The organism is Robinsoniella sp. KNHs210 (assembly GCF_000686105.1).
In the GTDB taxonomy this organism is placed as follows: Bacteria; Bacillota; Clostridia; order Lachnospirales; family Lachnospiraceae; genus Robinsoniella; species Robinsoniella peoriensis.
In genome coordinates, this window is the sequence record NZ_JMLZ01000002.1 from 4,881,181 (window position 1) to 4,905,803 (window position 24,623).

Genomic DNA, 24,623 nt, shown 5'->3' on the forward strand with positions numbered 1-24,623 from the left:
ACATGGGAGGAAGTCAAGTAAGAATATGGTTATTTTAGGATATTTTAGGAGGAACTTCCTCCGTTGGACCCGTTTCATTATCCAGCGTGAAAGATCCTTCATTTTTAACTAGAATGGTATTTTCGTTGGCAGTATTGGAAGATACCGTATCTCCATCAGAAGTTTCTTCGGTACCATCAACCGTGTTGGAGCCATTCAGATCAGTGGATTCTTCAGTGACGTCATTCATTTTACCTCCGCGCCCTCCGCCATTTCCCCCGCCGAAGTCGGAGATGGTAACAGAAACAACGGTTTCACCATCCATGATGACAGTCAGAATTGTTCCGTCCGTGATATCATCAATGGTTGCGTCACTGCTCTGTCCCATACTGTCTTTGGTAATCGTTGTACTTTCATCTATGGTAATTGACTTTTCTTCTCCGGTAAGGGTTAATCCGCCGGGTCCCCCGCCATTGCCGGAGGGAGGAGTGCCGCCAGTCCCATCACTATCCTCTGTTTGGACAGCGTCCCCGCTGGTGGGTTCAGAAGGTTTTTCTCCATTTCCCGGCGGAGTAGAATCGCCGTCCGGTCTGGCTGCTCTTTCTCCAAGTGCAAGAGTTATGGTATTCCCATCTATGGCTGTAACCTGACCGGTTATGGCATTATCGTCTCTTGTGGTTTCGCTCTGGGAGCTGTCAGCAGTTTCTGCACCTGTTTCCACGTTTGAAGAGCTGCCGGAAGAATCATTCTGGGCATTGCCCAAAGAAGACTGGCATCCTCCAAGCAGGGTACATGAAACGGTAACGCATAATAACAGGGCAATTAATTTATTTTTCATACAATCATCCTTTCTGGTATCTGTTAGTGAACAGGTATCAAATCATTCGTTGTAATCATACAATCCAATGCTGAAATTAACCTGAAGAAAAGTATGAAGAATTTGTGATGCTTAGAAAACCGAACTTCCTAAGTTTACCCTATTTGTCATGGAGCATTTTCAAACAGGCTCTCGGGTAAATTAGAAAAAACTATTGCACTTCTAATCTAAATATGTTAGTATCTTCCTTGTGAATACAAATGTATTTGTGAAGCAAACACGAGGAGGTTCCAATGTCGGAAAAAAGTCAGTATTTTGTTGTTAAGCAGAAGGCGGTACCGGAAGTGTTATTAAAGGTAGTGGAAGCGAAGCGGTTATTAGAGTCGGAACGTGTGGAAACGGTTCAGGAGGCGACAGACCGTGTAGGCATTAGCAGAAGTTCGTTCTATAAATATAAAGATGATATATTTCCATTTCACGATAATGCCAAAGGAAAGACCATTACCTTTGTAATACAGATGGATGATGAGCCGGGTCTTCTTTCAGATGTATTGAAAATAGTTGCCCAGTTCGGCGCCAACATTCTTACGATCCATCAGAGTATCCCGATCAACGGAGTGGCTTCGCTTACCTTAAGCGTAGATATTTTACCCACTACAGACGATGTATCCAAGATGGTAGAAGAAATAGAGAATAAAATAGGTGTTCACTATTTAAAAATATTAGGCAGAGAGTAACATACATATAAATGGTTTGACAGCATCATGGTCGATGCAGATAGGAGGAAAAAATGATTCAGATTGCAGTGTTAGGTTACGGTACAGTAGGTTCGGGTGTAGTGGAGGTTATCAACACCAACCACAGCAGCATCAATAAAAAAGCCGGAGAAGAGATTAATATTAAATATGTCCTTGATTTAAGGGATTTTCCGGGAGATCCGATCCAGGATAAAATCGTACATGATTATGAAGTTGTGGTAAATGACCCCGAAATCAAAATTATTGTTGAAGTTATGGGTGGGGTTGAACCGGCGTATACATTTGTAAAGAGAGCACTATTAAGCGGAAAAAGTGTATGTACTTCCAATAAAGAATTAGTGGCAAAACACGGTGCAGAACTTTTGGATATTGCCAGAGACCGCAATATAAACTTTTTGTTTGAAGCCAGCTGCGGTGGGGGGATTCCGATTATCCGCCCGTTAAATTCATCACTTACTGCAGATGAAATTGATGAAATTACAGGAATTTTAAATGGAACAACCAACTTTATTATGACAAAAATGATCGAAGAAGGTTCTGAATTTGAAGATGTATTAAAAGAAGCGCAGGAAAAGGGCTATGCAGAACGCAATCCGGAAGCGGATGTGGAAGGACATGATGCCTGCCGTAAAATAGCTATTTTATCTTCTCTTGCATTCGGGAAACAGGTTGATTTTGAAGATATCTACACAGAAGGTATCACAAAAATCACGGCAACGGATATCAAATATGCAAAAGCCCTTGGCAAGACTATTAAACTTTTGGCTTTCAGTAAAAAAGTGGGAGAGAGCTTTTATGCTATGGTAGCACCGGTATTGCTGGGACCAACGGATCCCCTGTTCAGTGTTAACGGTGTGTTTAATGCAATATTTGTACATGGAAACGTATTGGGAGATGCAATGTTCTATGGAAGCGGTGCAGGAAAACTGCCTACAGCAAGTGCAGTAGTATCTGACGTGGTAGATGCAGCAAAGCATCTGCATAGAAGTATTATGTCATTCTGGAGCAGCCATAAGCTGGAACTTACCGACATCAGTAATTCCCAGAGAAAATTCTTTGTACGTGTAAAAGGAAATCAACAGGATGATCTTGCTAAGATCGAAGAAATTTTCGGAACAGTGAAACCGGTGATAGTTCCGGGAGTAGAAGGCGAATTTGGATTTACCACAGAGATTCTGTCAGAAGCTGAATACAGTGCGAAGGCAGCGAAACTTGGAACTGTTATTAATAGAATCAGAATGAGATAAGCTTACAGCGTTGCATTGACGGCAAATGAACAGAAAGTACCTTCTAAGCGGAAGGATACCAAAGGACATCTGCCTCCGGTGCAAGGCTGTATTGCTGTTTAAATTCAAAATATGGTTAGCCGGGCTGAAAGAAAATTAGAAAAGCAGAGAGGAAACCCGCACGATGATGCTTTCAGCCTGTTAAGGGCGTTAATAAAAACGCTTAAGTGCGGCAATATTGCAGGTTTGCCTGCAGTATGCAATAGGTGATAATATGAAATATATTGTAGTTTTAGGCGATGGAATGGCAGATGAACCGATTGATCAGTTAGGCGGAAAAACACCGCTTGCATATGCAAAAACTCCTGTGATGGATGCTTTAGCTAAAGTATCTGAGATAGGAATGCTCCATACAATTCCACAGGGAATGAGCCCGGGAAGTGACACCGCGAATCTTTCCGTTATGGGATATGATCCAAAAGAATATTATACAGGAAGATCTCCTTTGGAAGCGCTCAGCATCGGTGTGCCGATGCAGGCAACGGATGTAGCCCTCCGCTGTAATCTGGTAACGCTTTCGGAAGAGGAGCCTTATGAAGAGAAGACAATCATTGATCACAGCTCAGGTGAAATCAGTACAGAAGATTCAGCAGTGTTATTGAATGCAGTGCGGGAAGCACTGGAAGATGAGCGTTATAAATTCTATGTTGGTACCAGTTACCGCCATTGTCTGATCTGGAATCAGGGGAACGTAGTTGCGTTAACACCGCCTCATGATGTTCTGGGGCAGGTAATCGGAAAGCATCTTCCGGAGGATCGCGTACTTGCCGAAATGCAGAAGAAGAGTTATGAAATCCTGGTGAACCACCCGATTAATATCGAACGGAAGAAACAGGGAAAAAATCCAGCGAACAGCTGCTGGTTCTGGGGGGCAGGAACGAAACCTGCGTTATCCTCATTCGAAGAGAAATTCCATAAAAAGGGAGTTATGATCTCCGCTGTGGATTTGCTTAAAGGGATTGCAGTAGGAGCAGAAATGGATAATATTACGGTTGAAGGCGCAAACGGAGGCCTGCACACCAATTATGAAGGCAAGGCGCAGGCGGCAGCGGATGCACTGTTAAAAGACGGCTATGACTTCGTGTATATACATGTAGAGGCACCGGACGAGATGGGCCATCAGGGAAGTGTAGAAAAAAAGGTTCAGGCTATTGAATTTTTAGATGAACGTGTGATAAAATACGTAAAGGAACAAATGGATGCAGCTGGTGCAGATTACCGTATGCTGGTACTTCCTGACCATCCGACGCCGATCTGCGTACGTACACATACTTCTGATCCTGTGCCGTATCTGCTGTATGACAGTACAGCACCGGGAAATGAGACATGGAACTATAATGAGGCAGAAGCAAAGGATAGTGGAAACGACATTGCCAAAGGGCACCTGATGATGGAATATTTGTTCTCTAAATAAAGCGAAATGGCGTATCCGGGAGTTTTGTATTTCCGGGGAAGCCCAAAGTAAATGAAGACGCAGGAGAAAAATATGTTAGTAGTAAAAAAATTTGGCGGTACTTCTGTAGGCAGCAAAGACAGAATTCTAAATGTTGCAAGAAGATGTATTGAAGAACATCAAAAAGGGAATGACGTGGTAGTCGTTCTTTCCGCTATGGGTAAGACAACGGATGAATTGCTTGCCAAGGCGAAAGATATTAATCCAAGAGCTTCAAAAAGAGAAATGGATATGCTTCTTACCGTAGGAGAGCAGACTTCTGTATCGCTTATGGCAATGGCGATGGACGCTTTAGGTGTTCCGGCAATTTCTTTAAATGCATTCCAGATAGGAATGAAAACCACATCGGCATATGGAAATGCCAGGCTCAAGAACATTGATACGGAACGAATCAGACATGAATTGGAAAGCCGCAAGATTGTAATCGTCACAGGTTTTCAGGGTATCAACAAATATGATGATTATACCACTCTTGGACGTGGTGGATCAGACACGACGGCAGTGGCGCTGGCAGCAGTGCTGCATGCAGATACATGTGAGATCTATACGGATGTGGATGGCGTGTACACAGCAGATCCCCGTATCGTAAAAGATGCCAGAAAAATGAAAGAGATTACATACGATGAAATGTTAGACCTGGCAACACTGGGCGCCGGCGTACTTCATAACCGTTCCGTAGAGATGGCGAAAAAATATGGAGTAACCCTGGTAGTGCGTTCAAGCTTAAATGATTCAGAAGGAACTGTGGTTAAGGAGGAAGTTAGCGTGGAAAGAATGTTGGTAAGCGGTGTCGCTTTGGATAAAAATGCTGCAAGAATTTCAGTAATGGGGTTAAAGGACGAACCAGGTATCGCTTTCAAATTATTTGATACATTGGCAAAGAAACATATTAACGTAGACATTATCCTGCAGTCGATTGGACGTGAGGGAACAAAGGATATCAGTTTTACGGTAGATGAAGATGAAGCAGATGAGACAATTGCAATTCTGACGGACAATAAAAACCGTATTACTGCAAAAGAAATTACCTGTCAGAAAGAAGTGGCAAAGATGTCAATTGTAGGTGCCGGTATGATGTCAAATCCCGGAGTTGCTGCGAAAATGTTCGAAGCGCTGTACAATGCCAGAGTGAATATTAACATGATTTCTACATCAGAAATCCGTGTGACTGTACTGGTAGACCAGGAGGATGGTGAAAAAGCTCTCCGTGCCTGCCATGAGGCATTTGGACTGTCTGAAATATAGAAGAATCAGATAGATGCACATAAAATCAGACAAATAAAAAGAGCAGAATTTCTGCTCTTTTTATTTGTCTGAAAAGTTTAATTCATTGCAGCCGGAGGCAGTTCACCCCGCAGATCCATATAAAATAAAGTGAGTGTTGTATTCATATATGGAGCAATCCAAAGGAGTCCGATATAACAGGAAAGGACACTGAGCAGCAGAAGACCGATGAAACTGATGATCAGGTAAAACAGGCGGCCTTTGTTTCCACGCATCATTTCCTTACTTTCCCGGAGAGCATCCATTACTTTCATATGCGGATCGTCAATGTATAAATATACTGCCTGAGAATAAGACAGCATTAAAAAAATTGATGCAACTACGCCGATAACCTCAAACAGGATCAGCAGCAGGTCCAGAACCAGAAGATCCAGAGCCTTGCTTAACACTGCCAATAAGATTACAGGCAGGAAACATGCCAATACCATGAGAAATAAAAGAATTAGAATTGCAATCACATGGTCCGGATAATTCCGGAACCCGTACAGGATATCCCCGATTTTATATTCTTTATTTCGGCAGAGATTTAAAAACAGGCTGGACATTCCGGCAGAAAGAACGCCTAAAAGTATCGAAACAATAAATTCGCACAGGTAACTGACAATGAGCCCGGATGTAGTAAAGGTTCTTAATAAAGTAAAAGTGCTGAAAAAAGTAATTATAAAAGTGATAACAAAGAAAATAATCACGGCGCCCATTGGTACGGAATAATTGCCAAGGAGCTTCCCTTTTGCTATACTTTTTAGTTCTGATGATGAACGTTTCATTTTGTATACTCCTATCTGAATATATTTGTCAAATCGCAGTAGTACGGATGCGAAAATTTTGCAACTTTAGCAGTCCTATGTTATACTGGTACAGCAAAACTTACTTATACAATGTTCAGAGCATTTTTCATATACGCCCTAGACTGGAGGTATTACATTGAAGAAGGAAAGCGAAAGAAAAAGTTTATATAAAATCGGCTGGATATTTTTGATACTGGGAAGTATTCTGACTATCCTGGTAAAAGCATTTCACATACAGTTGGGAGCCTTTTTACTGCCCTGCCTGGTACATAAATATACAGGGCTGTATTGCCCCGGATGCGGAGGAACCCGCGCATTCTCTTTCTTAATGGAAGGCCATTTCCTAAAATCCTTGTATTACCATCCGGTGGTGGTGTATGGTGTGGTAATATACCTGTGGTTCATGATTTCAAATACCATAGAAATCCTCTCAAAAGGACGGTGCAAAATTGGCATATTCTACAGAGACAGGTATATCCATATTGCGGTAATCATTATAATACTGAACTTTGTAATAAAAAATGCAGTCCTGATCATTTGGAAATATCCAATGATTCCGTAGTCCCATAAACCAGAAATGCTTATATGGCATCATTGGGAACCGGTGTTACACTGGATTTGGGATTTTCTTTGATCTTCGGCATGTTGTCGCCGCCGTTTCCGCTTCCACCGTTGAAATATTTATTAAAATAGTCTTCCAGGTCCTGTGAATTCTGGTCTGGCTGCTGGGAAGAGCCGCCGGAAGAACCATCGGATGAACTATCATATCCATAATAATCTAAATAATCCTGATACATCTTTTCGAAGGTTGTATTTCCCATATAAGTGTTACTCACCAAAACGGCAATGATCATAAAAACACTGATGCCGATTCCGGCAATGGATATTCCAAGTCCCGTCTTACTCCGGGAATCCATACGGGTTGAGCTGCCTTTCGACAGTAAGGCTAGAATAATGCCTATTGCGCCTACCGGAATGGAAATATACAGGCAGCAGGATGTCACCAGGGATATAATTCCCAGAATCATAGCTGCAGTTGAAAATGAATTTGACTCGGGACCGGGGCCGTAATTACCGGGCGGAGGGTTCTGTCCGTAATTATTTGGCGGGGTACCGTAATTATTAGGGGGAGTCCCCTGATTATTGTAATTTTCGTAATCCATAATAAACGCTCCTTCGCATTTGATATTCTGTATTATAATAACATAACAAAAATTGAAACACAAGAAATTCCTTGCCCGCTTCCGGGTTTTGAAGTATAATAGCCAAAGAATAAAAACAATTGGGAAACATTCCAATATACATAGCTAAGGAGATAAACATGGATATTAATAAAAGTTTGGCGAGAGAGCTGTCAGTAGATCTATGGCAGGTGGAAGCTGCCGTAAAATTAATAGATGAGGGAAATACCATACCATTCATTTCAAGGTATCGTAAAGAAGCAACCGGATCCTTAAATGACGAAGTACTTCGTAAGCTTTACGAACGGCTTACTTACCTGCGAAATCTGGAAGAGAAAAAACAGCAGGTATTATCCAGTATTGAAGAGCAGGGAAAGCTGACAGAAGAATTAAAGAAACAGATTCTTGGGGCAGAGACCCTGGTAGTGGTAGATGACCTGTACCGCCCATACCGTCCGAAGAGAAGGACAAGAGCCACAATTGCGAAAGAAAAGGGACTGGAACCCCTTGCAAATATTATTCTCCTGCAAATGACCACAAAGCCGCTGGAAGAAGAAGCAAAGGCATTTATATCCGAGGAAAAAGAAGTACTGACTGCGGCAGATGCCATTGCCGGTGCAAAAGATATCATCGCCGAAAATATTTCTGACGAAGCAGATTACCGTATTTACATAAGAAATATCACGGAAAAAGAAGGCAGAATCATATCTGCGGCAAAAGATGAAAAGGCAGAATCTGTATATGAGATGTATTATAATTATGAAGAAGCCATCTGTAAAGTAGCAGGGCACAGAACCCTTGCGCTGAACCGCGGGGAAAAAGAAAAGTTCCTGAATGTGAAAATTGAAGCTCCTGAGGAACGCATTTTGCAATATCTGGAGAAGAAGATTATCATAAAAGAGAATCCGGTCACTGTACCGGTGTTAAAAGATGTGGCAGAAGACAGTTACAAACGTCTCATCGGTCCTGCAATAGAACGAGAAATCAGAAATGCAATGACAGAAAAAGCAGAAGACGGAGCCATCAGCGTATTTGGCAAAAATCTGGAACAGCTGCTTATGCAGCCTCCAATTGCCGGACAAACAGTCCTGGGATGGGATCCGGCGTTTCGTACCGGCTGTAAACTAGCAGTCGTTGATCCAACCGGAAAAGTGCTGGATACAACGGTAATCTACCCTACGGCACCTACTTCCGAAGCGAAAATAAAAGCGGCAAAAGATACCCTTAAGAAAATGATTAAGAAATATGGTATTACTTTATTTTCAGTGGGAAATGGAACGGCATCCCGGGAATCAGAAATGATTATCGTAGAATTATTTAAAGAGATCGACGAGCAGGTGCAGTATGTAATCGTAAATGAAGCAGGAGCTTCTGTTTATTCAGCAAGCAAGCTGGCGACCGAAGAGTTTCCAAACTTTGATGTGGGACAGCGAAGTGCTGCTTCCATAGCAAGAAGAATTCAGGATCCTCTGGCGGAACTGGTTAAGATCGATCCAAAGTCTATCGGTGTGGGACAGTACCAGCATGATATGAATCAGAAAAAATTAAGTGAAGCTCTGGGCGGTGTAGTAGAAGACAGCGTAAACAAAGTTGGAGTGGATCTTAATACCGCATCCGCATCCCTTTTAGAATACGTTTCCGGCGTTTCCAAAGTGATTGCAAGAAATATTGTTGCCTACCGGGAAGAAAATGGCAGATTTACAAACCGCAGGCAGTTATTAAAGGTTGGAAAATTAGGACCAAAGGCATTTGAACAATGTGCCGGCTTTATGAGAATACCGGGAGGAGCAAATCCCCTGGATGCCACCAGTGTCCATCCGGAGAGTTACGATGCGGCTAAAAAGCTTCTGGAAACTTTAGGATTTAGCGTGGAAGATATCACGGCAGGCAGGCTTGACGGATTATCTAAGAAAATCCGGGATTATAAAAAGCTTGCAGCTGACTTAGAAGTAGGTGAGATTACCTTACGGGATATTGTAAAAGAACTGGAAAAACCGGGACGTGACCCACGTGACGAAATGCCAAAACCAATTCTGAGAAGTGACGTACTGGATATGAAAGACCTGACTCCGGGAATGACGCTTAAAGGAACTGTCAGAAATGTAATTGATTTCGGGGCTTTTGTGGATATCGGTGTGCATCAGGACGGTTTAGTGCATATCTCCCAGATGAGTGATAAGAAATTTGTAAAACATCCGCTGGATGTTGTAAGTGTTGGGGATATTGTAGAGGTAAAAGTGTTAAGCGTAGATTTGCCTAAGAAAAGAATCTCTCTGACAATGAAAATATAATAAGATATCATTACCGAAATAACAATATGCAAAAACAGACAAGTGCCGGAACGTGCATTTGTCTGTTTTTCCCTGTAGTTACGTATTGGAATGCATACGATTTGCATTTTCATCCTGAAAAAGATTTTTGCACAACTCAATAAAGTGCTTTGCAGAACTTGTTAAGAACTTATTTTTATGGTAAATAATATGGAATTTGCGCAGGAAAGATAATCCCTCAACTTTTATTTTACATATGGAATCCCGATACTGGGGGGCATCATCTACAAACTGCGCAGGTACAATGGTGATGCCCAGATCATTGGCAGCTGCATGAATCAAAGCAAGTGTACTGGTACTCTCCCATACGGGATGAAGAACCAGGTTCTTAAGAAGCAGGCTGCTGTCAACGATTTCCCTTGTTCCGCTGTTTTTTTCACGTAATAATAATGGCTGTCCGGAGAACTCAGTCAGTGTGATCAGAGGTTTCACGGCAAGGGGATTTGTTTTACTGCAGATGATGCATAATTCATCTTCGCAGAGGCATTCACCAAAGATACTGTCCGCATGGATTGGCCCTTCTATAAGGCTGAAGTCCAGTTCGTTTTGTAAAATTTTTTCTTCCAGGATATCAGAGCTGTTAATCAGGATTTCTGTTTTCATATGGGGATATTCTTCCCGGAATGCTTTTACCAGACGGGGCATATAATGTGTGCCAAGAGTCATACTGGCGCCAATACGAAGGGTGCCGATATTATCACAGTCACGCATCTCTGTTTCCAGGGTATCAAATAAAGACACAATATGGGTGGCATAGCTGTAGGCTTTTCTGCCCGCGTCTGTTATATACATTTTTCTTGAAATCCGTTCAAATAAAGGAACTCCGTAATAATCTTCCAGTTCCCTGATTGCCAGGCTGACGGCGGGCTGGGAAAGAAAAAGCTTTTGTGCCGCTGCCGTAACACCTTCACAGTCACAGACCGCAACCAGGATACGCATGTGTTTCAGTGTCATGAGGGGCTCCTTTCTTACATTGTCTGCGCAATCTCATACAGCTTGGGATAAGCTTCGTACAAAAAGTCCTGATAGGGGCAGTAATCCTTGATTTGATTATAAAATGGGCGGTAGCGTTTACAGCCGCATCCGCAGAGGGATTTTACCTTACAGGTTTCGCATAATGAGGAAATCTCCGTATTATATTCTAAAAATTTCCTGGTGGCCGGGCTGCTTTTTATTTGTTCCAGATTGTCAGTTAAGATGTTGCCGCTTTTGTATTCGTCCAGTACATAAAAATCGCAGGGATAGACGCTCCCATCGGATTCCAGAACAAATTGGGGCGTGCAAAAGCCCATTAATCCGCACTGCTCCGCAGGACGGCCGCGAAGCATCCATACAAGGTTATCGAATTGGCGGACACTGACATAGCGTCCTTTTTTTAATTCCTCATACCACAGCAGAAAGAAGCGCTTCATAAATTCTGCATAACCCTTAGGATCCAGGTCATGAGGAGCAGTCAGATCCGAATCTAAAGGGCGCAGGCAGGGAATCAGCTGAACAAATTTAAAGTCCTGTTTTAGATAGAACTGAAATAAAGTCTGGGGTTTTTTAGCGGTCTGTTTTGTAATTACGGACAGGATATTAAAGTCTACGCCATACTTTCGGAAAAGCTTTAAGGTATGGTTTACCTGGTCATAGGTGCCCTTGCGGTTGCTGCCAAGCCGCTGATAATCGTGAATTTCCCGGGGACCGTCCAGAGATAATCCCACCAGAAAATGATATTTCACAAACATCCGGCACCAATTTTCATCTATCACGATACCGTTGGTCTGGATAGAATAAGAAATTTTCACCCCGGTAGGCGCCAGTTTTTCTGCCTGTTCCGTAAAATATGTAAAATATGATAGTCCTGCCATGGTAGGTTCCCCGCCCTGAAAAGTAAAGCTGATGGAGGCAGGGGATTTTACCCCGGCAAACGTTTTAGCCAGAAGACAGTCCACGGTATCTGCTGCCATGATACCATAGGAAGCAGTTTCCCGGTGACTGGCAACATCGTAATAAAAGCAATAGCGGCAGCGCATATTGCAAAGTGATGAGGCAGGTTTTATAAGCATGGAAAAATAATTCATAGGATACTCCTTAAAATTTTTAAGAATCGGTCAATGCCGGCATCTTGTGAATTTATTATAAAACGGGATTAGAAAAAAAGCAATCGGACAGTATGGACAAACCATCTGCTGATGTTTTACAATAGGTTCATATAAAAGATAACAGAGGAGAGGTGTGTATGAAAAACAATTGGAAAGAACAGATCTTAGGCAAGACCATTAAAGCCCGCCTCATCCGTTATAACTTATGTATCGTCAGTACAATTGCCCTGTTTTCCTGTATTTGCAGTTATCTGATTTCCAGCAGAAATGCCAGAGAGATAGCGGTTACCGCACTGGAGCATGAAGTGGAAGGCTTTGCGGGACTCTTTGGAATGGGATATGAAGAAATGATGAATATTGTTCTGAATTGTGCGGAACGAAGTACCATGAATCTTGGGAAGCTGGATCTTGAAGCATCTGCCAGGAACAGAAAAGAAGCCATGAATTACACCAGGACGATCAGTGATTACTGTGCAGTTTCAGGGTATGGTGAATATATTGCAAAATTGATGGTGTTAAACGAGCAGAATGATTTTGTCCAGGCAGGATATGAGCCGGGCAGCAGCAATGATCCACAGGCACTTAGATCGGCGGACTGGTTTGCAGGTGAATTATCCAAGTCTACAGAACTGTATGTCCTGGATATGGTAGATTCGCCCTTTTGGGGAGGGAAAAGTGAAAAACTGCTGCCTCTTTTAAGAAAAGTAAATAATAATTCATCCTACAGCGGGGATGGCTGGGTATTTCTGGGCATTTCGGCAAAATTATTTCGGGATGCCTTAAAAGAAGTGCAGCATGAGAACCGCATAGCAGTAGTGACAGCCACGGGAAAGACGGTGGCTGCAGTGAATGAAAAGAGCGTCGGGGAGGACGAAGCATTTATCCGGATGCTGTTACAGCAGGGATCCGGAAAAGATACTTTCCGAATGAAGATGAATGGAGAAAAATGCATGGTTTCTTATGTCAGGAATCCAAAGAGCGGGATTCTGGTATACGAGATTCTGCCATTGCACAGGGTAGTCAACAACAGTTTTATGATTCTGATGATCATCCTGCTGATTTTCACCTCCTGCATCAGCATTGGAATGGTTCTTTCCTCATTCTTTACCAAACGTATTAACGAACCAATAGATAAACTGGTATCCCATATACGACTGCTGTCACACGGGGATTTCACAGTAGATCCTAAGATTGAAAGTGAGGATGAGATAGGTACCATTGGGAAAGGTGTCAACCATATGGCCGCAAAGATAGAAGAGCTGGTGGATATGAAGGTAGAAAGTGAAAAAGAGAAGAAGAATCTGGAGATTAAGATGCTGCAGGCACAGATTAACCCTCATTTTCTGTACAACACCCTGGACTCTATCCGGTGGATTGCAATCATTCAGAAAAACAGCGGCATTGTGAAAGTGGTTACCTCGCTGTCATCTTTGCTTAAAAATATGGCTAAAGGATTTAATGAGAAGATAACATTAAAGCAGGAGCTGGATTTTCTGGCTGACTATATTGTAATCGAGAAGGTGCGGTATGTGGAACTGTTCGATGTGGAGATCGATGTGGAACCAAAAGAGCTGTATCAGGCGAAAATAGTCAAACTGACCCTTCAGCCCCTGGTGGAAAATGCCATATTCTCAGGGATAGAGCCCAGCGGAAGAAATGGTCTGGTACAGATAAAGGCGGAAAAGAAGGGGCAGGATCTGTGCATTACGGTGAGAGATAATGGAATCGGAATGGATAAAGAAAAAGCAAAGCAGCTGTTAAAAGATACAGAAACAGTGAAAAGCAGTTCCATGAGCGGCATTGGACTGCCAAATGTGGATCGAAGAATGAAACTTGTATATGGGGAATCTTACGGACTTTCCATACAAAGTGAACCGGGGCAATACACACAGATTACCGTGATGCTGCCTTTAGAAATGTAAGAGGGAGATAAAGAATGTACCGTGTGATGATAGTAGATGATGAGCCATTAATCCTGGCAGGGGTAACATCATTAATTGAATGGGAAGATTACAATTGCATCATTGCTGGAAAGGCAACAAATGGACAGAATGCACTGGAGCAGATTGCAGAAATTAATCCGGATATCATAATAACGGATATTAAAATGCCGGCCATGGATGGAATTGAATTGATGAAAAGATGCCGGGAAGCAAAAAGCCAGGCAGCATTTATTATTTTAACAAATCTGGAAGAATTCAGCCTGGCTAAGCAGGCGGTGAAGTTTGGAGCAACGGATTATCTGGTTAAAATAGAGCTGACGGAAGATACACTGGCTGAAAGTCTGAAACGTGCGGTCAGGGAATGTGAGAAAAACAGGGCAGCAGGCAGCAGTCCGGAAAATGTCGGGAAAGATACGATACATATGCAGCAGAACTGTGAAAGTTTATTCCGGAAATTATTATTGGAAGAAACGTTGGAAGAAAGAGACGGTGAATACCAAAATCTGATGGCGGATTATAATACTCCGGTTATGATACTTTTGCGTATGAATAATTCCAGTTCCTACTTTCAGGAGTCATTTTCCGAAAAAGACCGAAAAAAAGCAATGTCCTATACAGAAAATATTTTAAAAGAAATGGTAAAGCGCTTCTTTCGCTTCTCCAGTATTCTGGAATGGGAAGAGACCGGATTTTTAATGATTGTTTCGGGTGGGGATGCACAGGAAACTAAAAATAAGATTACCCAGATGTGTCAGAAGATGATTTCCGTAGTAGAAGATTACTTTGGGATGCAGACAGTGGCAGCTGTTACGGCTGCGGCAGAAGATATCCATGGGCTTCCCGGATATCTGCCCCAGCTGGAAAGATGTATGGAGGCTTACTATTACCAAATGCAGTCACCGGTTATTTTTTACCGTGACGATCTGCAGACTTATCAGGAACAGAACCGGAATTTTGACATCACCTTTCTGAAAAAAGATATGACACTTGCCCTGGGACAAAATGACAGCGTCAGAGTAAAAGAAATTATCAGTCAGTTGATTAGTCTGTTCCGGGAATTTACGCCGGCGCGGAAACAGGCAGTCAATGCCTGTATTAATCTATATACATTTGTAGTACCATTTTACGAGGGGACAGAAGAAATTCCGGGAGGAAAGTTTCCAGATACGATGCAGATGGCTGAAAAGCTGAAACGCATTGGGAGCCTTCACGATATTCTCATGTGGCTGGAAACTTTTGGCGATAAAATCTGTCAGGTCATGGAGGGGCGGGCATCCGGGAAATCGGATCGCGTTATTGAAAGGATCCGCCGCTATGTGACAGAACATTATCAGGAAAAGCTAACACTTGCCATGGCGGCAGAAGCAACCGGAATCAGTCAGGGATATTTAAGCAGTATCTTTAAAAAGCAGACCGGAAGCAATTTTACGGATTATGTGGCCTGGATTAAAATTGAGAAGGCAAAAGACCTGATTCAGGAACACCAATATATGATGTATGAGATTTCCGATATGCTGGGATTTGAAAATCCTTATTACTTCAGCAAGGTATTTAAAAAAGTGACGGGCATTACACCGAAGGAATATGAAAATAGTGCAAGGATCTGAAGATAGTAATATTTTTTTTCCAGACCAGTGTAAGATAGTAATAGAAATATAGGGATCTTCCATTTAATCCGGGACTTGAATTTGTTATATTAGTCTCAAGGATAAAGCAGTGAGTTAAACATTATCCATAAGAAAGGGAGGTTTCTAGTATGAGATTCAAAAAGGCAGCAGCAGTAGTTCTGGCATCTGCGATAGCAGTGACTGCATTTACCGGATGCGGCAATAAGGCGGCAGATACATCCAACGAAAAAACAGCAAGTGAAAACGCCAAAGAGGGGACAAAGAAAAAGTTAACGGTTACCACCTGGGATAACGACATCTCACCCCAGTTTCGGCTTGCCGTGGAAACATTTCAGGAGAAATACCCGGATGTAGAAGTGGAAATTATAGATACTGCTGCAAATGAATATAACAACAAGCTGACCGTAATGCTGGCAAGCGGGGATGCTGACCCGGATATAATCTTTGTAAAAGATATGGGCTCCCAGTTGTCCATGCAGGCTAAGGGACAAATCCTAAATCTGGATGAATATATCAAGAAAGATAACCTGGACATGTCAATTTATAATAATACGGCGGAGAAACTTCAGATTGACGGCAGTTATTATACACTTCCTTATCGCTCAGACTGGTATGTTTTATTTTATAATAAAGATCTCTTTGACAAAGCAGGTGTTCCTTATCCATCCAATGATATGACCTGGGATGAATACGAAGATCTGGCAGGGAATATGACTAGCGGAGAAGGAAGTGAGAAAGTATTCGGAACCCATAACCATATATGGATGGGGCTGGTTTGTAACTGGGCATTACAGGATGGAAAACATACTCTGGTTGCGGATGACTATTCTTTCTTAAAACCATATTACGAGCAGGCTCTTCGTATGCAGGATGAGGGAGTTATTCAGAATTATGCGACCCTTAAGACCGGCAACCTGCACTATACCAGCGTCTTCCAGCAGCAGCAGTGTGCGATGATGCCCATGGGAACCTGGTTTATAGCCAACATGATTCAGGCACAGAAATCAGGAGAGACAAATTTTAACTGGGGATTTGCCACCATACCACATCCAAAGGATGTAGAAGCAGGAAATTCCGTGGGTGCTGTTACTCCAATTGCAATCAATGCAAAAACCGATGAGCCTGATCTGGCATGGGAGTTTGTAAAATGTGCCACAAGCGGTCAGACAGCGGAAAAACTAGCGGAAAATGGAATGCTTACTGCAGTTCAGAATGATGCAATTATGGATAAACTGGTATCCACAGATGGATTTCCAAAAGACTGTAAGGATGCACTTACGTTAAAAGGCATGGTCTTTGACCGCCCCCTGGATAAAAATATCGAAGCAATCCGTAAAGCCATTGAAGAAGAACATGATCTGATCATGATCGGTGAGCAGGATGTGGATACCGGACTGGCACATATGGCAGAGCGCGTAAAAGAAGTGAAGGAAAATAATAAATAAACAAATAACAACCAAATATGGAAAGGGCATCTGAATACCGGGAAATCCCCTGTTTTCAGAGAGCCCTTATATTTTGAAACTTTTTTGGGAAAAGGGGGAAAAAAGATGCAATTAACAATGAAACAAAAGCGCAAAATTAAGAATAATCTGGTAGGATATTCTTTTATTTTACCTAATTTTATCGGCTATTTTATTTTTATTTTCATACCTGTGTGCTTTTCTTTTGTACTGAGTGTGATGGAATGGGACGGGTCGGCTTCTCCGATGAAGTTTGTTGGATTAGAGAATTTTTCAAGACTTTTATCGGACAGCACCTTTTTAATATCATTGAAAAACACCGTACTCTATGCTATCGGAACGGTGCCGTTAACCGTAGCGGCGGCCCTTTTAATTGCGGTGCTTTTAAATAGTAAAATAAAGGGAATTGTGATATTCAGAACCGCATTCTTCTTCCCGTATATCGCATCTTTAGTAGCGGTAGGAGCGGTATGGAACATGCTTTTTCAACCTGATTTCGGTCCAATAAATGAAATGCTGAAAGTAATCGGACTTACAAACCCGCCAAGATGGGTAGCATCTACCGTGTGGGCACTTCCGGCAATTATTATTGTCAGTATATGGAAATACATGGGATATTACATGATTGTATATCTGGCGGCGCTGCAGGGAATATCAAAGGAAATGTACGAAGCAGCCAGCCTGGATGGCGCTACGGGTTGGAAAAAGCTTCGTTATATCACCATTCCGATGCTGAAGCCTACCACATTTTTCGTAGTAATGATGCTTACGATCCAGTGCTTTAAAGTATTTGACCTAATATATGTAATGACTCAGGGCGGGCCGGGCAGGTCGACGAATGTACTGGTAAACCATATCTATAATGCGGCGTTTGTAGAGTTTAAGTTCGGATATGCCAGTTCCAGTGCAATTATACTGTTTGCGATTGTTCTGGTTGTAACTCTGGTTCAGTTCAGAGGTGAAAAGAAGTTCACCAGCTATATGTAGAGGAGGAAGTAAGATGGAGAATCAAAGTAATAAGAAAAAAATAGCAGTTTATGCAGGACTCACTCTACTAGCAGTGATTATGATTATTCCTTTTTACTGGATGCTGATTTCTTCCGTAAAGTTAAATAAAGATGTCTTCAGCATACCGATGAAGTGGATTCCGGAAAGTTTTCAATGGGAAAACTACAGGCAGATATGGGATAAAATACCTCTGCTGACATTCTTTAAAAACTCCATCAAGCTGACGGTCATTACCACGTTAATTCAGTTGGCAACCAGCTGTTTTGCGGCATATGGCTTTGCGAAAATGGAATTTAAGGGAAGAGATGTTTTATTTTTAATTTATGTGACCACCATAGCTGTTCCGTGGCAGGTATACATGGTTCCCCAGTTTACCTTAATGTCAAAAATGGGGCTGAATAACACACATGTGGGATTGATTATGCTGCAGGCATTTTCTGCATTCGGGGTATTTCTGATGCGTCAGTTTTATATGAGTATCCCAAGAGAATTATCAGAGGCTGCCAGAATCGACGGATTGGGGGAATACCGCATATTTGCCAGAATCTGTCTTCCATTGGCAAAACCGGGTATCGCAACGCTGGTTATTTTTACCTTTGTCAATGTATGGAATGACTTTATGGGGCCATTGATTTATTTAAACAGTACAGAACTGAAGACGATCCAGCTTGGTATCCGTATGTTTATATCACAGTATGCAGCAGATTATGCCTTAATAATGGCAGCATCCGTATGTGCACTGATTCCGGTGGTAATCATCTTTATTTTCTGCCAGAAATTCTTCGTAGAAGGAGTGGCGGCAAGCGGTATCAAAGGATAAAATAGCAGAGAATGAATGAAATAGTGGAGAAGGAAAAAAATAGATAGAGGAGGTAACTATGGCGCAGACATTCGAAGCATTACAAAATTATAAAAGCGTTACAAAGGAGCAGCTTACCACTGCAGTAGAAAATGCAGTATCCATTATAAAAGGAAACCTGACGGATTTTACCGATCATTTTCAATCGCCTAATACATATCACGGTTTTTACGAGCAGACGGAAAATGTTGAGTGGACCACAGGGTTTTGGACCGGGGAAATCTGGCTGGCATACGAGTTTACCAAAGATCCTGCTTTAAAAAAAGCAGCAGAAATACAGGTCAGAAGCTTTCTGCACAGAATAGAAGAAAAGATTGATGTAAATTACCATGATATGGGATTTCTGTACAGCCTGTCCTGCGTGGCGGCAAATAAAATATGCGGAAACGAAGAAGGAAAACGTGCTGCGCTTTTAGCAGCAGACCACCTGGCATCACGCTACCGGGAAACAGGAGAATTTTTACAGGCCTGGGGAAATGTAGGTGATAAGGACAATTACAGGCTGATCATAGACTGCCTTTTAAATCTGCCGCTGTTATACTGGGCAACAGAAGTATCCGGAAAAGAACATTATGCGCAAAAAGCCGAAAAGCACATGGAGACAGCAATGAAATGCATTTTGCGAAAGGATCACTCCACCTACCATACTTATTTTATAAATCCGGAAACCGGGGAACCGGCATATGGGGTAACCCATCAGGGAAACCGCCATAATTCTGCATGGGCAAGAGGGCAGGCATGGGGAATTTATGGTGTGGCGCTGAGCTGTCGTTACCGGAAAAAAGAATCTTATTTAGAGATATTCCGAAGTGTTACAGACTATTTTCTGGAGCATCTGCCCCAGGACCTTATACCATACTGGGACTTTGATTTTGATACGGGAAGCCTGGAGCCCAGAGATTCTTCTGCAGCAGCAATTGCCGTCTGCGGCATTTATGAAATGGCTGATTATCTGGAAAAAGAAGAAGCAGAGAAATACTGCATGGTGGCAGACAAAATATTGTGTGCCCTGATAGAAAGATGCAGCGTTGTGAGTATCCGACAGTCTAACGGACTGCTGCTTCATGGAACCTATGCCAGAAGTTCCAATGAAAATACCTGCAAAAACAGAGGTGTGGATGAATGCAATACCTGGGGGGACTATTTTTATCTGGAAGCCCTCAGAAGAAAAAGCGGAGACTGGAATCCATATTGGTAGGAGCAGGTACCGGAAATTCATTAACCGGACTATTATTAAGGCAGTATCGCAGGCAGGCCTGCGATATGCAGGAGGAAGAACTATGAATTTGATTTATATATTTGCAGACCAGTGGCGGTCTCATGCAGCGGGTTTTCAAAATGAAGACGCTGTGTGCACTCCGCATATCGATGCATTTGCTAAAGAAAGTGTGGTATGTTCCAATGCAGTAAGCACCTTTCCTTTATGTTCGCCTCACAGGGCATCTTTAATGACGGGAAAATATCCCTTCTGTACCGGGATGTGGACGAATTGCAAAACGGGACTGAGTGAAGTACTGATGCTAAAGCCCCAGGAAATATGTATTGGAAATGTATTAAAAGAAGCCGGTTATCAGACGGGATATATTGGAAAATGGCATTTGGATGCATCGGAAATGAATTTTAAGCTGCATCCGGATTCCGGGGCAAAAGACTGGGATGCGTATACGCCTCCGGGGGAACGCAGACAGGGATTTGACTTCTGGCTGTCCTATGGGGCAGATGACAACCATCTGGATCCACACTATTGGGATAACAGCGGACAGTTGATAAGACCTGGAAAATGGTCACCGGAATTCGAAACAGACCAGGCGCTTTCCTATTTGCAGAGTCACGCTGCCCAGGATCAGCCTTTTGCATTGTTTTTATCCTATAATCCGCCGCATCTGCCCTATGAACTGGTACCGGAGAAATATTTGAACCAATACCGGAATATGCCCATAAACTTTCGGGAAAATGTGCCTTTGGAAAAGCGTACAAGGGAGCTTGAAAATATCACCAGACAGTATTATGCCGCAGTTACCGGAATTGATGATCAGTTTGGAAGAATATTAGCATTTTTAAAAGAAAATAACATGGAAGAAGATACCCTGCTGGTATTATCCGCTGACCATGGGGAAATGCTGGGATCCCATGGAAGAATGAGCAAGAATATCTGGTATGAAGAAGCCGTCAGCATACCGCTTCTGATGCGGCAAAAAGGAAATATTCCGGCAGGAGAGTACGGGGAAATATTTGCAAGTCCGGATCATATGCCTACGCTGCTGGGCTTGCTGGATATAGAAGTACCGGAAACCTGCCAGGGATATAATCATGCAAAGGACATCTGCGGTCAAACAACTGGGGCACCTGAACAGGCATTTTTATGTTCCTATCCGGGAATGCCTGAACTGGTGCATGCTTTCGAAAAAGCGGGAATTAACCATAAATGCTATGGATGGAGGGGAATCCGGACAAAACGCTACACCTATGTGCGCAACAATGGATATATGCCGGGAGATTCCAAAGAAGTGTTTTTATATGACAATGAAAAAGACCCCTTTCAAATGCATCCTGTTTCAGAAAATGAAATAGAAAAAGAGATGCTGGAATATTTTCAGGAACAGTTGAGACGCTATTTAAATATAACAAAGGACCCGTTTTTGTGGTAAAGTAAAGATATCAATAAATGTGCCAAAAAGCAAAGGAGTGAGGATCATGAAACATAAAAAAGTAATCTTAATTATGACAGATACCCAAAGGACAGATATGCTGGGATGCTATGGCAATTCTGCCATGCATACGCCCAACCTGGACAGCCTGGCTGCTGAAGGAATGCTTTTTGAAAAAGCATATACCACCCAGCCGGTGTGCCAGCCGGCGCGGTCAGCTATATTTACCGGAAGTTATCCTCACTCCTGCGCAGGGTGGTCCAATTGTATGGGATTATCGGACAATGTTCAGAATATTGGGAAACGCCTGACAGATCAGGGGATACACAGCGCATATATTGGAAAGTGGCATTTGGATGGAGGCGATTACTTCGGGCTTGGTGTCTGCCCGGACGGATGGGATGAAGCGTATTGGTATGATATGCGCTGCTATTTAGAAGAACTTACAGAAGAGGAACGATATATTTCCAGGCAGGTGGAAAGTATCGAAAAATACAATATTAAAGAAGAATTTACATACGGGCACCGCTGCACAGACAGGGCAGTCGATTTCCTGAAAAATCATCAGGAAGAAGATTATTTCCTGGTAGTATCCTATGATGAACCTCACGGACCGCATTTGTGTCCACAAAAATATACGGACCTGTATAAAGATTACGAAATACCAAAGAAAAAGAATATGTATGACAACCTGGAGAACAAACCCGCCCACCATAGAATCTGGGCGGGGGATGAATACGGCAAAGCTGAAAAAGCCGATTTTCATCTCCGTCCCAAAGAGTTTCTGGGATGCAATACATTTGTAGATTTTGAAATCGGGCGTGTACTGGATGCCGTCAAGGAATATGCCCAAGACAGTATCATCATATACACGTCTGATCATGGGGATATGATGTACAGCCATTCCCTCACCGGAAAAGGACCTGCTATGTACGAAGAAATAACGCATATCCCCTTGTTAATTAAGGGATTTGGAAAAGGAAAAAACCAGAATCCTGTCTCACACATTAACCTGGCGCCCACAATCTTTGATATCATGGGTGTTCCAAAAACAAAGATGTTTGAAGGAAGCAGTATTTTGCCGGAATTATCAAATGACGGCATGAGAGTCAATGATTATATCTTCATGGAGTTTGGCAGATATGAAGTAGACCATGACGGCTTCGGAGGCTATCAGCCAGTGCGTGCCGCTTATGATGGACGCTACAAACTTGTGATTAATCTCATGGATACGGATGAGTTCTACGACTTAGAACTTGATCCCCAGGAAATGAATAACGAAATAAATAATCCGGATTTCGATATGGACAAAAGGCGGCTTCACAGTGCTATTCTGGATAAAATGTATGAGACCAGAGATCCTTTCAGAGGGTATTACTGGGAAAACAGACACTGGAATCCGGATACCACGTACCAGACCTGGGACAGCAGAAAAATGACCAGACAGCGTGAAAACGAAGAATACGAACCTCGTCAGCTGGATTATGGAACTGGATTGCCGATACAGAAGGCAGTAAGAGTCAAGGGAGAATCGGATGCAAAGTTTGCAGATTAAAAGCAGGCGCAGGCTGGGAAAGGTCAGATCTTTCGCAGCCTGCGCCTTAAATTATTTATCTGCCTGATTTATAATTTTTTCAAAAACCCAGAGCTTTATTCGGGTTAGTAAAAAGAACAGTCCCATCAATATAATCATTCTGATTTACATTGCTTTCCTCCAACTGAATCGTATCAAGGTCTTTTTTGGTGACGGACTCCAATGCACCAGGGTGGCTGGCTGCATATATTTTCAGCTTTTTATATGTTTCAGAATACAAAACATCAACCCCTTTCTCTTTACTTTGACAGTCTTTTATAATATAATTATATTTGTAATTTTGTATTATAAATATAGAAATTAAGACAAAATATATAAAAATATAGCCAATAATTGATATTTAATATAAGAATGGTGATTGATATGCGAATAAAAATTAAAGAAAATCAACTTGAGGCAATAGAAGGAATTAACTCAGAATATCCGTATGTGTTACATCACGTAAATTTAGGTGATACAAAAGTCCCATGGCATTGGCATGAAGAATTAGAGTTTGTTTATGTGATAAATGGTAGTATAAAACTGAATACCACCGGTAAAAGCTATTATTTTCAAAAAAATGAAGCCTTTTTTATAAATGCAAATGTCTTATGTACAATGGAGAACGTAAACAATGGACAGCCAGGGATTATAGATTCGCATTTATTTCATTCGGTTTTTTTAAGCGGGCATTTTAAAAGTGTCTTTGAAACAAAATATGTATATCCCGTCCTGCAGAACAAAAAGCTGGAGATTTTAGCAATACGGGGAGAAAATACCAGGCAGCATGACATTTTGGCAAAACTAAGAAAAGTTTCCTACCTGCAAAAAAAAGAGAATTCAGAATTTCAGACAAGAAATCTCTTCTCAGATATATGGATTCTTTTGCTGGATGAAATTCAAAACCTGGAACGTATGGACTTGCCTGCGAAACAATACAGTCAGGAGAGGATACAATCCATGATGTCTTACATACAACAAAATTACCAGAATAAAATATCCTTAGAGGACATAGCCTCATCTGCTTCAGTCAGTAAAAGAGAATGCCTTCGTTGTTTTCAAATCAGCATTCATAAAACGCCATTTGCCTATCTGATGGATTACCGAATTGAAATGGCTGAAAAGCTCTTAAAAACCACTGATTTGTCTGTTATTGATATTGCGCTGCAGACAGGGTTTTCAAATGGAGCTTATTTTGGAATGATTTTTAAAAAGAATTGCGGAATAACTCCGGGAGAGTACAGGAAGAAATTTAGCTTAGATGATTTCATTAAAAATTAATCGAAAAATTGACTACAGCAATCCGTATGATTTGAACACACTTGTTTTCATCAACACTCCAAAAAGCACTTGATTATTGCCCTGTATTGAGTTATAATAAATAAAACTTAACAAGGAAATTCTTCGGGGCAGGGTGTAAATAAAAAATGCAATAAATGCCTGAAATAGTAAGGTTTCAAAGTATTAGAAAAGATGTACTAGTTAAGTTTACGACAGTTTTACGACAAATTATGATAAAGTCTTGATATGATGAAATT

At 42.0% G+C, this 24,623-nt stretch carries 21 protein-coding genes; 15 read left to right on the forward strand and 6 right to left on the reverse strand.

Annotated elements, in window-relative coordinates:
- Positions 1-34 precede the first annotated feature (34 nt).
- The gene (locus CD03_RS0127740) at positions 35-817 is read right to left on the reverse strand and encodes a hypothetical protein (RefSeq protein ID WP_027296415.1); all 783 of its coding nucleotides are present in this window, start codon (positions 815-817) and stop codon (positions 35-37) included.
- Between the two features lie 272 nt (positions 818-1,089).
- On the opposite strand from CD03_RS0127740, the gene CD03_RS0127745 reads away from it, so the two are divergent.
- From CD03_RS0127745 to CD03_RS0127760, 4 genes are all read left to right on the forward strand, one after another.
- Positions 1,090-1,533 carry an ACT domain-containing protein gene (locus CD03_RS0127745; RefSeq protein ID WP_027296416.1) on the forward strand — a complete coding sequence of 148 codons (444 nt, stop codon included), beginning with the start codon at positions 1,090-1,092 and terminating at the stop codon, positions 1,531-1,533.
- Positions 1,534-1,586: 53 nt separating this feature from the next.
- Positions 1,587-2,801: a homoserine dehydrogenase gene (locus tag CD03_RS0127750; protein ID WP_027296417.1), complete on the forward strand. Its 1,215-nt coding sequence runs from the start codon at positions 1,587-1,589 to the stop codon at positions 2,799-2,801.
- Between the two features lie 253 nt (positions 2,802-3,054).
- Positions 3,055-4,254 carry a cofactor-independent phosphoglycerate mutase gene (locus tag CD03_RS0127755; protein ID WP_027296418.1) on the forward strand — a complete coding sequence of 400 codons (1,200 nt, stop codon included), beginning with the start codon at positions 3,055-3,057 and terminating at the stop codon, positions 4,252-4,254.
- Between the two features lie 72 nt (positions 4,255-4,326).
- A complete protein-coding gene (locus CD03_RS0127760) occupies positions 4,327-5,538 on the forward strand; it encodes an aspartate kinase (protein WP_027296419.1) in 1,212 nt (403 codons plus the stop codon).
- Positions 5,539-5,615: 77 nt separating this feature from the next.
- On the opposite strand, the gene CD03_RS0127765 is transcribed toward CD03_RS0127760, so the two are convergent.
- Positions 5,616-6,344 carry a DUF975 family protein gene (locus CD03_RS0127765; RefSeq protein ID WP_027296420.1) on the reverse strand — a complete coding sequence of 243 codons (729 nt, stop codon included), beginning with the start codon at positions 6,342-6,344 and terminating at the stop codon, positions 5,616-5,618.
- 157 nt (positions 6,345-6,501) lie between these two features.
- Here CD03_RS0127765 and CD03_RS0127770 point away from each other — a divergent pair, with 157 nt between their 5' ends.
- Positions 6,502-6,927, forward strand: a complete 426-nt coding sequence (locus CD03_RS0127770) for a DUF2752 domain-containing protein (protein ID WP_027296421.1) — start codon at positions 6,502-6,504, stop codon at positions 6,925-6,927.
- A 19-nt stretch (positions 6,928-6,946) separates the two neighbouring features.
- Here the strand turns inward: CD03_RS0127770 and CD03_RS36575 are convergent, their stop codons facing one another.
- Positions 6,947-7,528 carry a DUF4190 domain-containing protein gene (locus tag CD03_RS36575; RefSeq protein ID WP_052378013.1) on the reverse strand — a complete coding sequence of 194 codons (582 nt, stop codon included), beginning with the start codon at positions 7,526-7,528 and terminating at the stop codon, positions 6,947-6,949.
- A gap of 158 nt (positions 7,529-7,686) precedes the next feature.
- Here CD03_RS36575 and CD03_RS0127780 point away from each other — a divergent pair, with 158 nt between their 5' ends.
- The gene (locus CD03_RS0127780) at positions 7,687-9,837 is read left to right on the forward strand and encodes a Tex family protein (RefSeq protein WP_027296422.1); all 2,151 of its coding nucleotides are present in this window, start codon (positions 7,687-7,689) and stop codon (positions 9,835-9,837) included.
- 78 nt (positions 9,838-9,915) lie between these two features.
- Here CD03_RS0127780 and CD03_RS0127785 read toward each other — a convergent pair whose 3' ends face one another.
- Together CD03_RS0127785 and CD03_RS0127790 are read right to left on the reverse strand one after the other, a co-directional pair.
- Entirely contained in the window at positions 9,916-10,830 is a 915-nt protein-coding gene (locus CD03_RS0127785; protein ID WP_027296423.1) for a LysR family transcriptional regulator, read from the reverse strand.
- 14 nt (positions 10,831-10,844) lie between these two features.
- On the reverse strand, positions 10,845-11,942 hold the full coding sequence (locus CD03_RS0127790) for a radical SAM/SPASM domain-containing protein (RefSeq protein WP_027296424.1): 1,098 nt from the start codon (positions 11,940-11,942) through the stop codon (positions 10,845-10,847).
- Between the two features lie 158 nt (positions 11,943-12,100).
- On the opposite strand from CD03_RS0127790, the gene CD03_RS0127795 reads away from it, so the two are divergent.
- The 8 genes from CD03_RS0127795 to CD03_RS0127835 all read left to right on the forward strand — a co-directional run bounded on the left by CD03_RS0127795 (position 12,101) and on the right by CD03_RS0127835 (position 23,067).
- On the forward strand, positions 12,101-13,885 hold the full coding sequence (locus CD03_RS0127795; protein WP_027296425.1) for a sensor histidine kinase: 1,785 nt from the start codon (positions 12,101-12,103) through the stop codon (positions 13,883-13,885).
- 14 nt (positions 13,886-13,899) lie between these two features.
- The gene (locus CD03_RS0127800) at positions 13,900-15,513 is read left to right on the forward strand and encodes a response regulator transcription factor (protein WP_027296426.1); all 1,614 of its coding nucleotides are present in this window, start codon (positions 13,900-13,902) and stop codon (positions 15,511-15,513) included.
- A gap of 149 nt (positions 15,514-15,662) precedes the next feature.
- Entirely contained in the window at positions 15,663-16,979 is a 1,317-nt protein-coding gene (locus tag CD03_RS0127805) for an ABC transporter substrate-binding protein (protein ID WP_027296427.1), read from the forward strand.
- Positions 16,980-17,084: 105 nt separating this feature from the next.
- Positions 17,085-17,984, forward strand: a complete 900-nt coding sequence (locus CD03_RS0127810; RefSeq protein ID WP_027296428.1) for a carbohydrate ABC transporter permease — start codon at positions 17,085-17,087, stop codon at positions 17,982-17,984.
- Between the two features lie 13 nt (positions 17,985-17,997).
- Positions 17,998-18,825 (forward strand): carbohydrate ABC transporter permease, encoded by an 828-nt coding sequence (locus tag CD03_RS0127815; protein ID WP_027296429.1) that lies wholly within the window; start codon positions 17,998-18,000, stop codon positions 18,823-18,825.
- Between the two features lie 58 nt (positions 18,826-18,883).
- Positions 18,884-20,062, forward strand: coding sequence for a glycoside hydrolase family 88 protein (locus CD03_RS0127820; RefSeq protein WP_027296430.1), 1,179 nt, complete (start codon positions 18,884-18,886; stop codon positions 20,060-20,062).
- Between the two features lie 82 nt (positions 20,063-20,144).
- The gene (locus CD03_RS0127830) at positions 20,145-21,512 is read left to right on the forward strand and encodes a sulfatase family protein (protein ID WP_027296431.1); all 1,368 of its coding nucleotides are present in this window, start codon (positions 20,145-20,147) and stop codon (positions 21,510-21,512) included.
- 46 nt (positions 21,513-21,558) lie between these two features.
- Positions 21,559-23,067 (forward strand): sulfatase-like hydrolase/transferase, encoded by a 1,509-nt coding sequence (locus CD03_RS0127835; protein WP_027296432.1) that lies wholly within the window; start codon positions 21,559-21,561, stop codon positions 23,065-23,067.
- A 79-nt stretch (positions 23,068-23,146) separates the two neighbouring features.
- Here the strand turns inward: CD03_RS0127835 and CD03_RS0127840 are convergent, their stop codons facing one another.
- Positions 23,147-23,326: a hypothetical protein gene (locus tag CD03_RS0127840; RefSeq protein WP_027296433.1), complete on the reverse strand. Its 180-nt coding sequence runs from the start codon at positions 23,324-23,326 to the stop codon at positions 23,147-23,149.
- A 143-nt stretch (positions 23,327-23,469) separates the two neighbouring features.
- On the opposite strand from CD03_RS0127840, the gene CD03_RS0127845 reads away from it, so the two are divergent.
- Positions 23,470-24,366: an AraC family transcriptional regulator gene (locus CD03_RS0127845; RefSeq protein ID WP_027296434.1), complete on the forward strand. Its 897-nt coding sequence runs from the start codon at positions 23,470-23,472 to the stop codon at positions 24,364-24,366.
- Positions 24,367-24,623 lie beyond the last annotated feature (257 nt).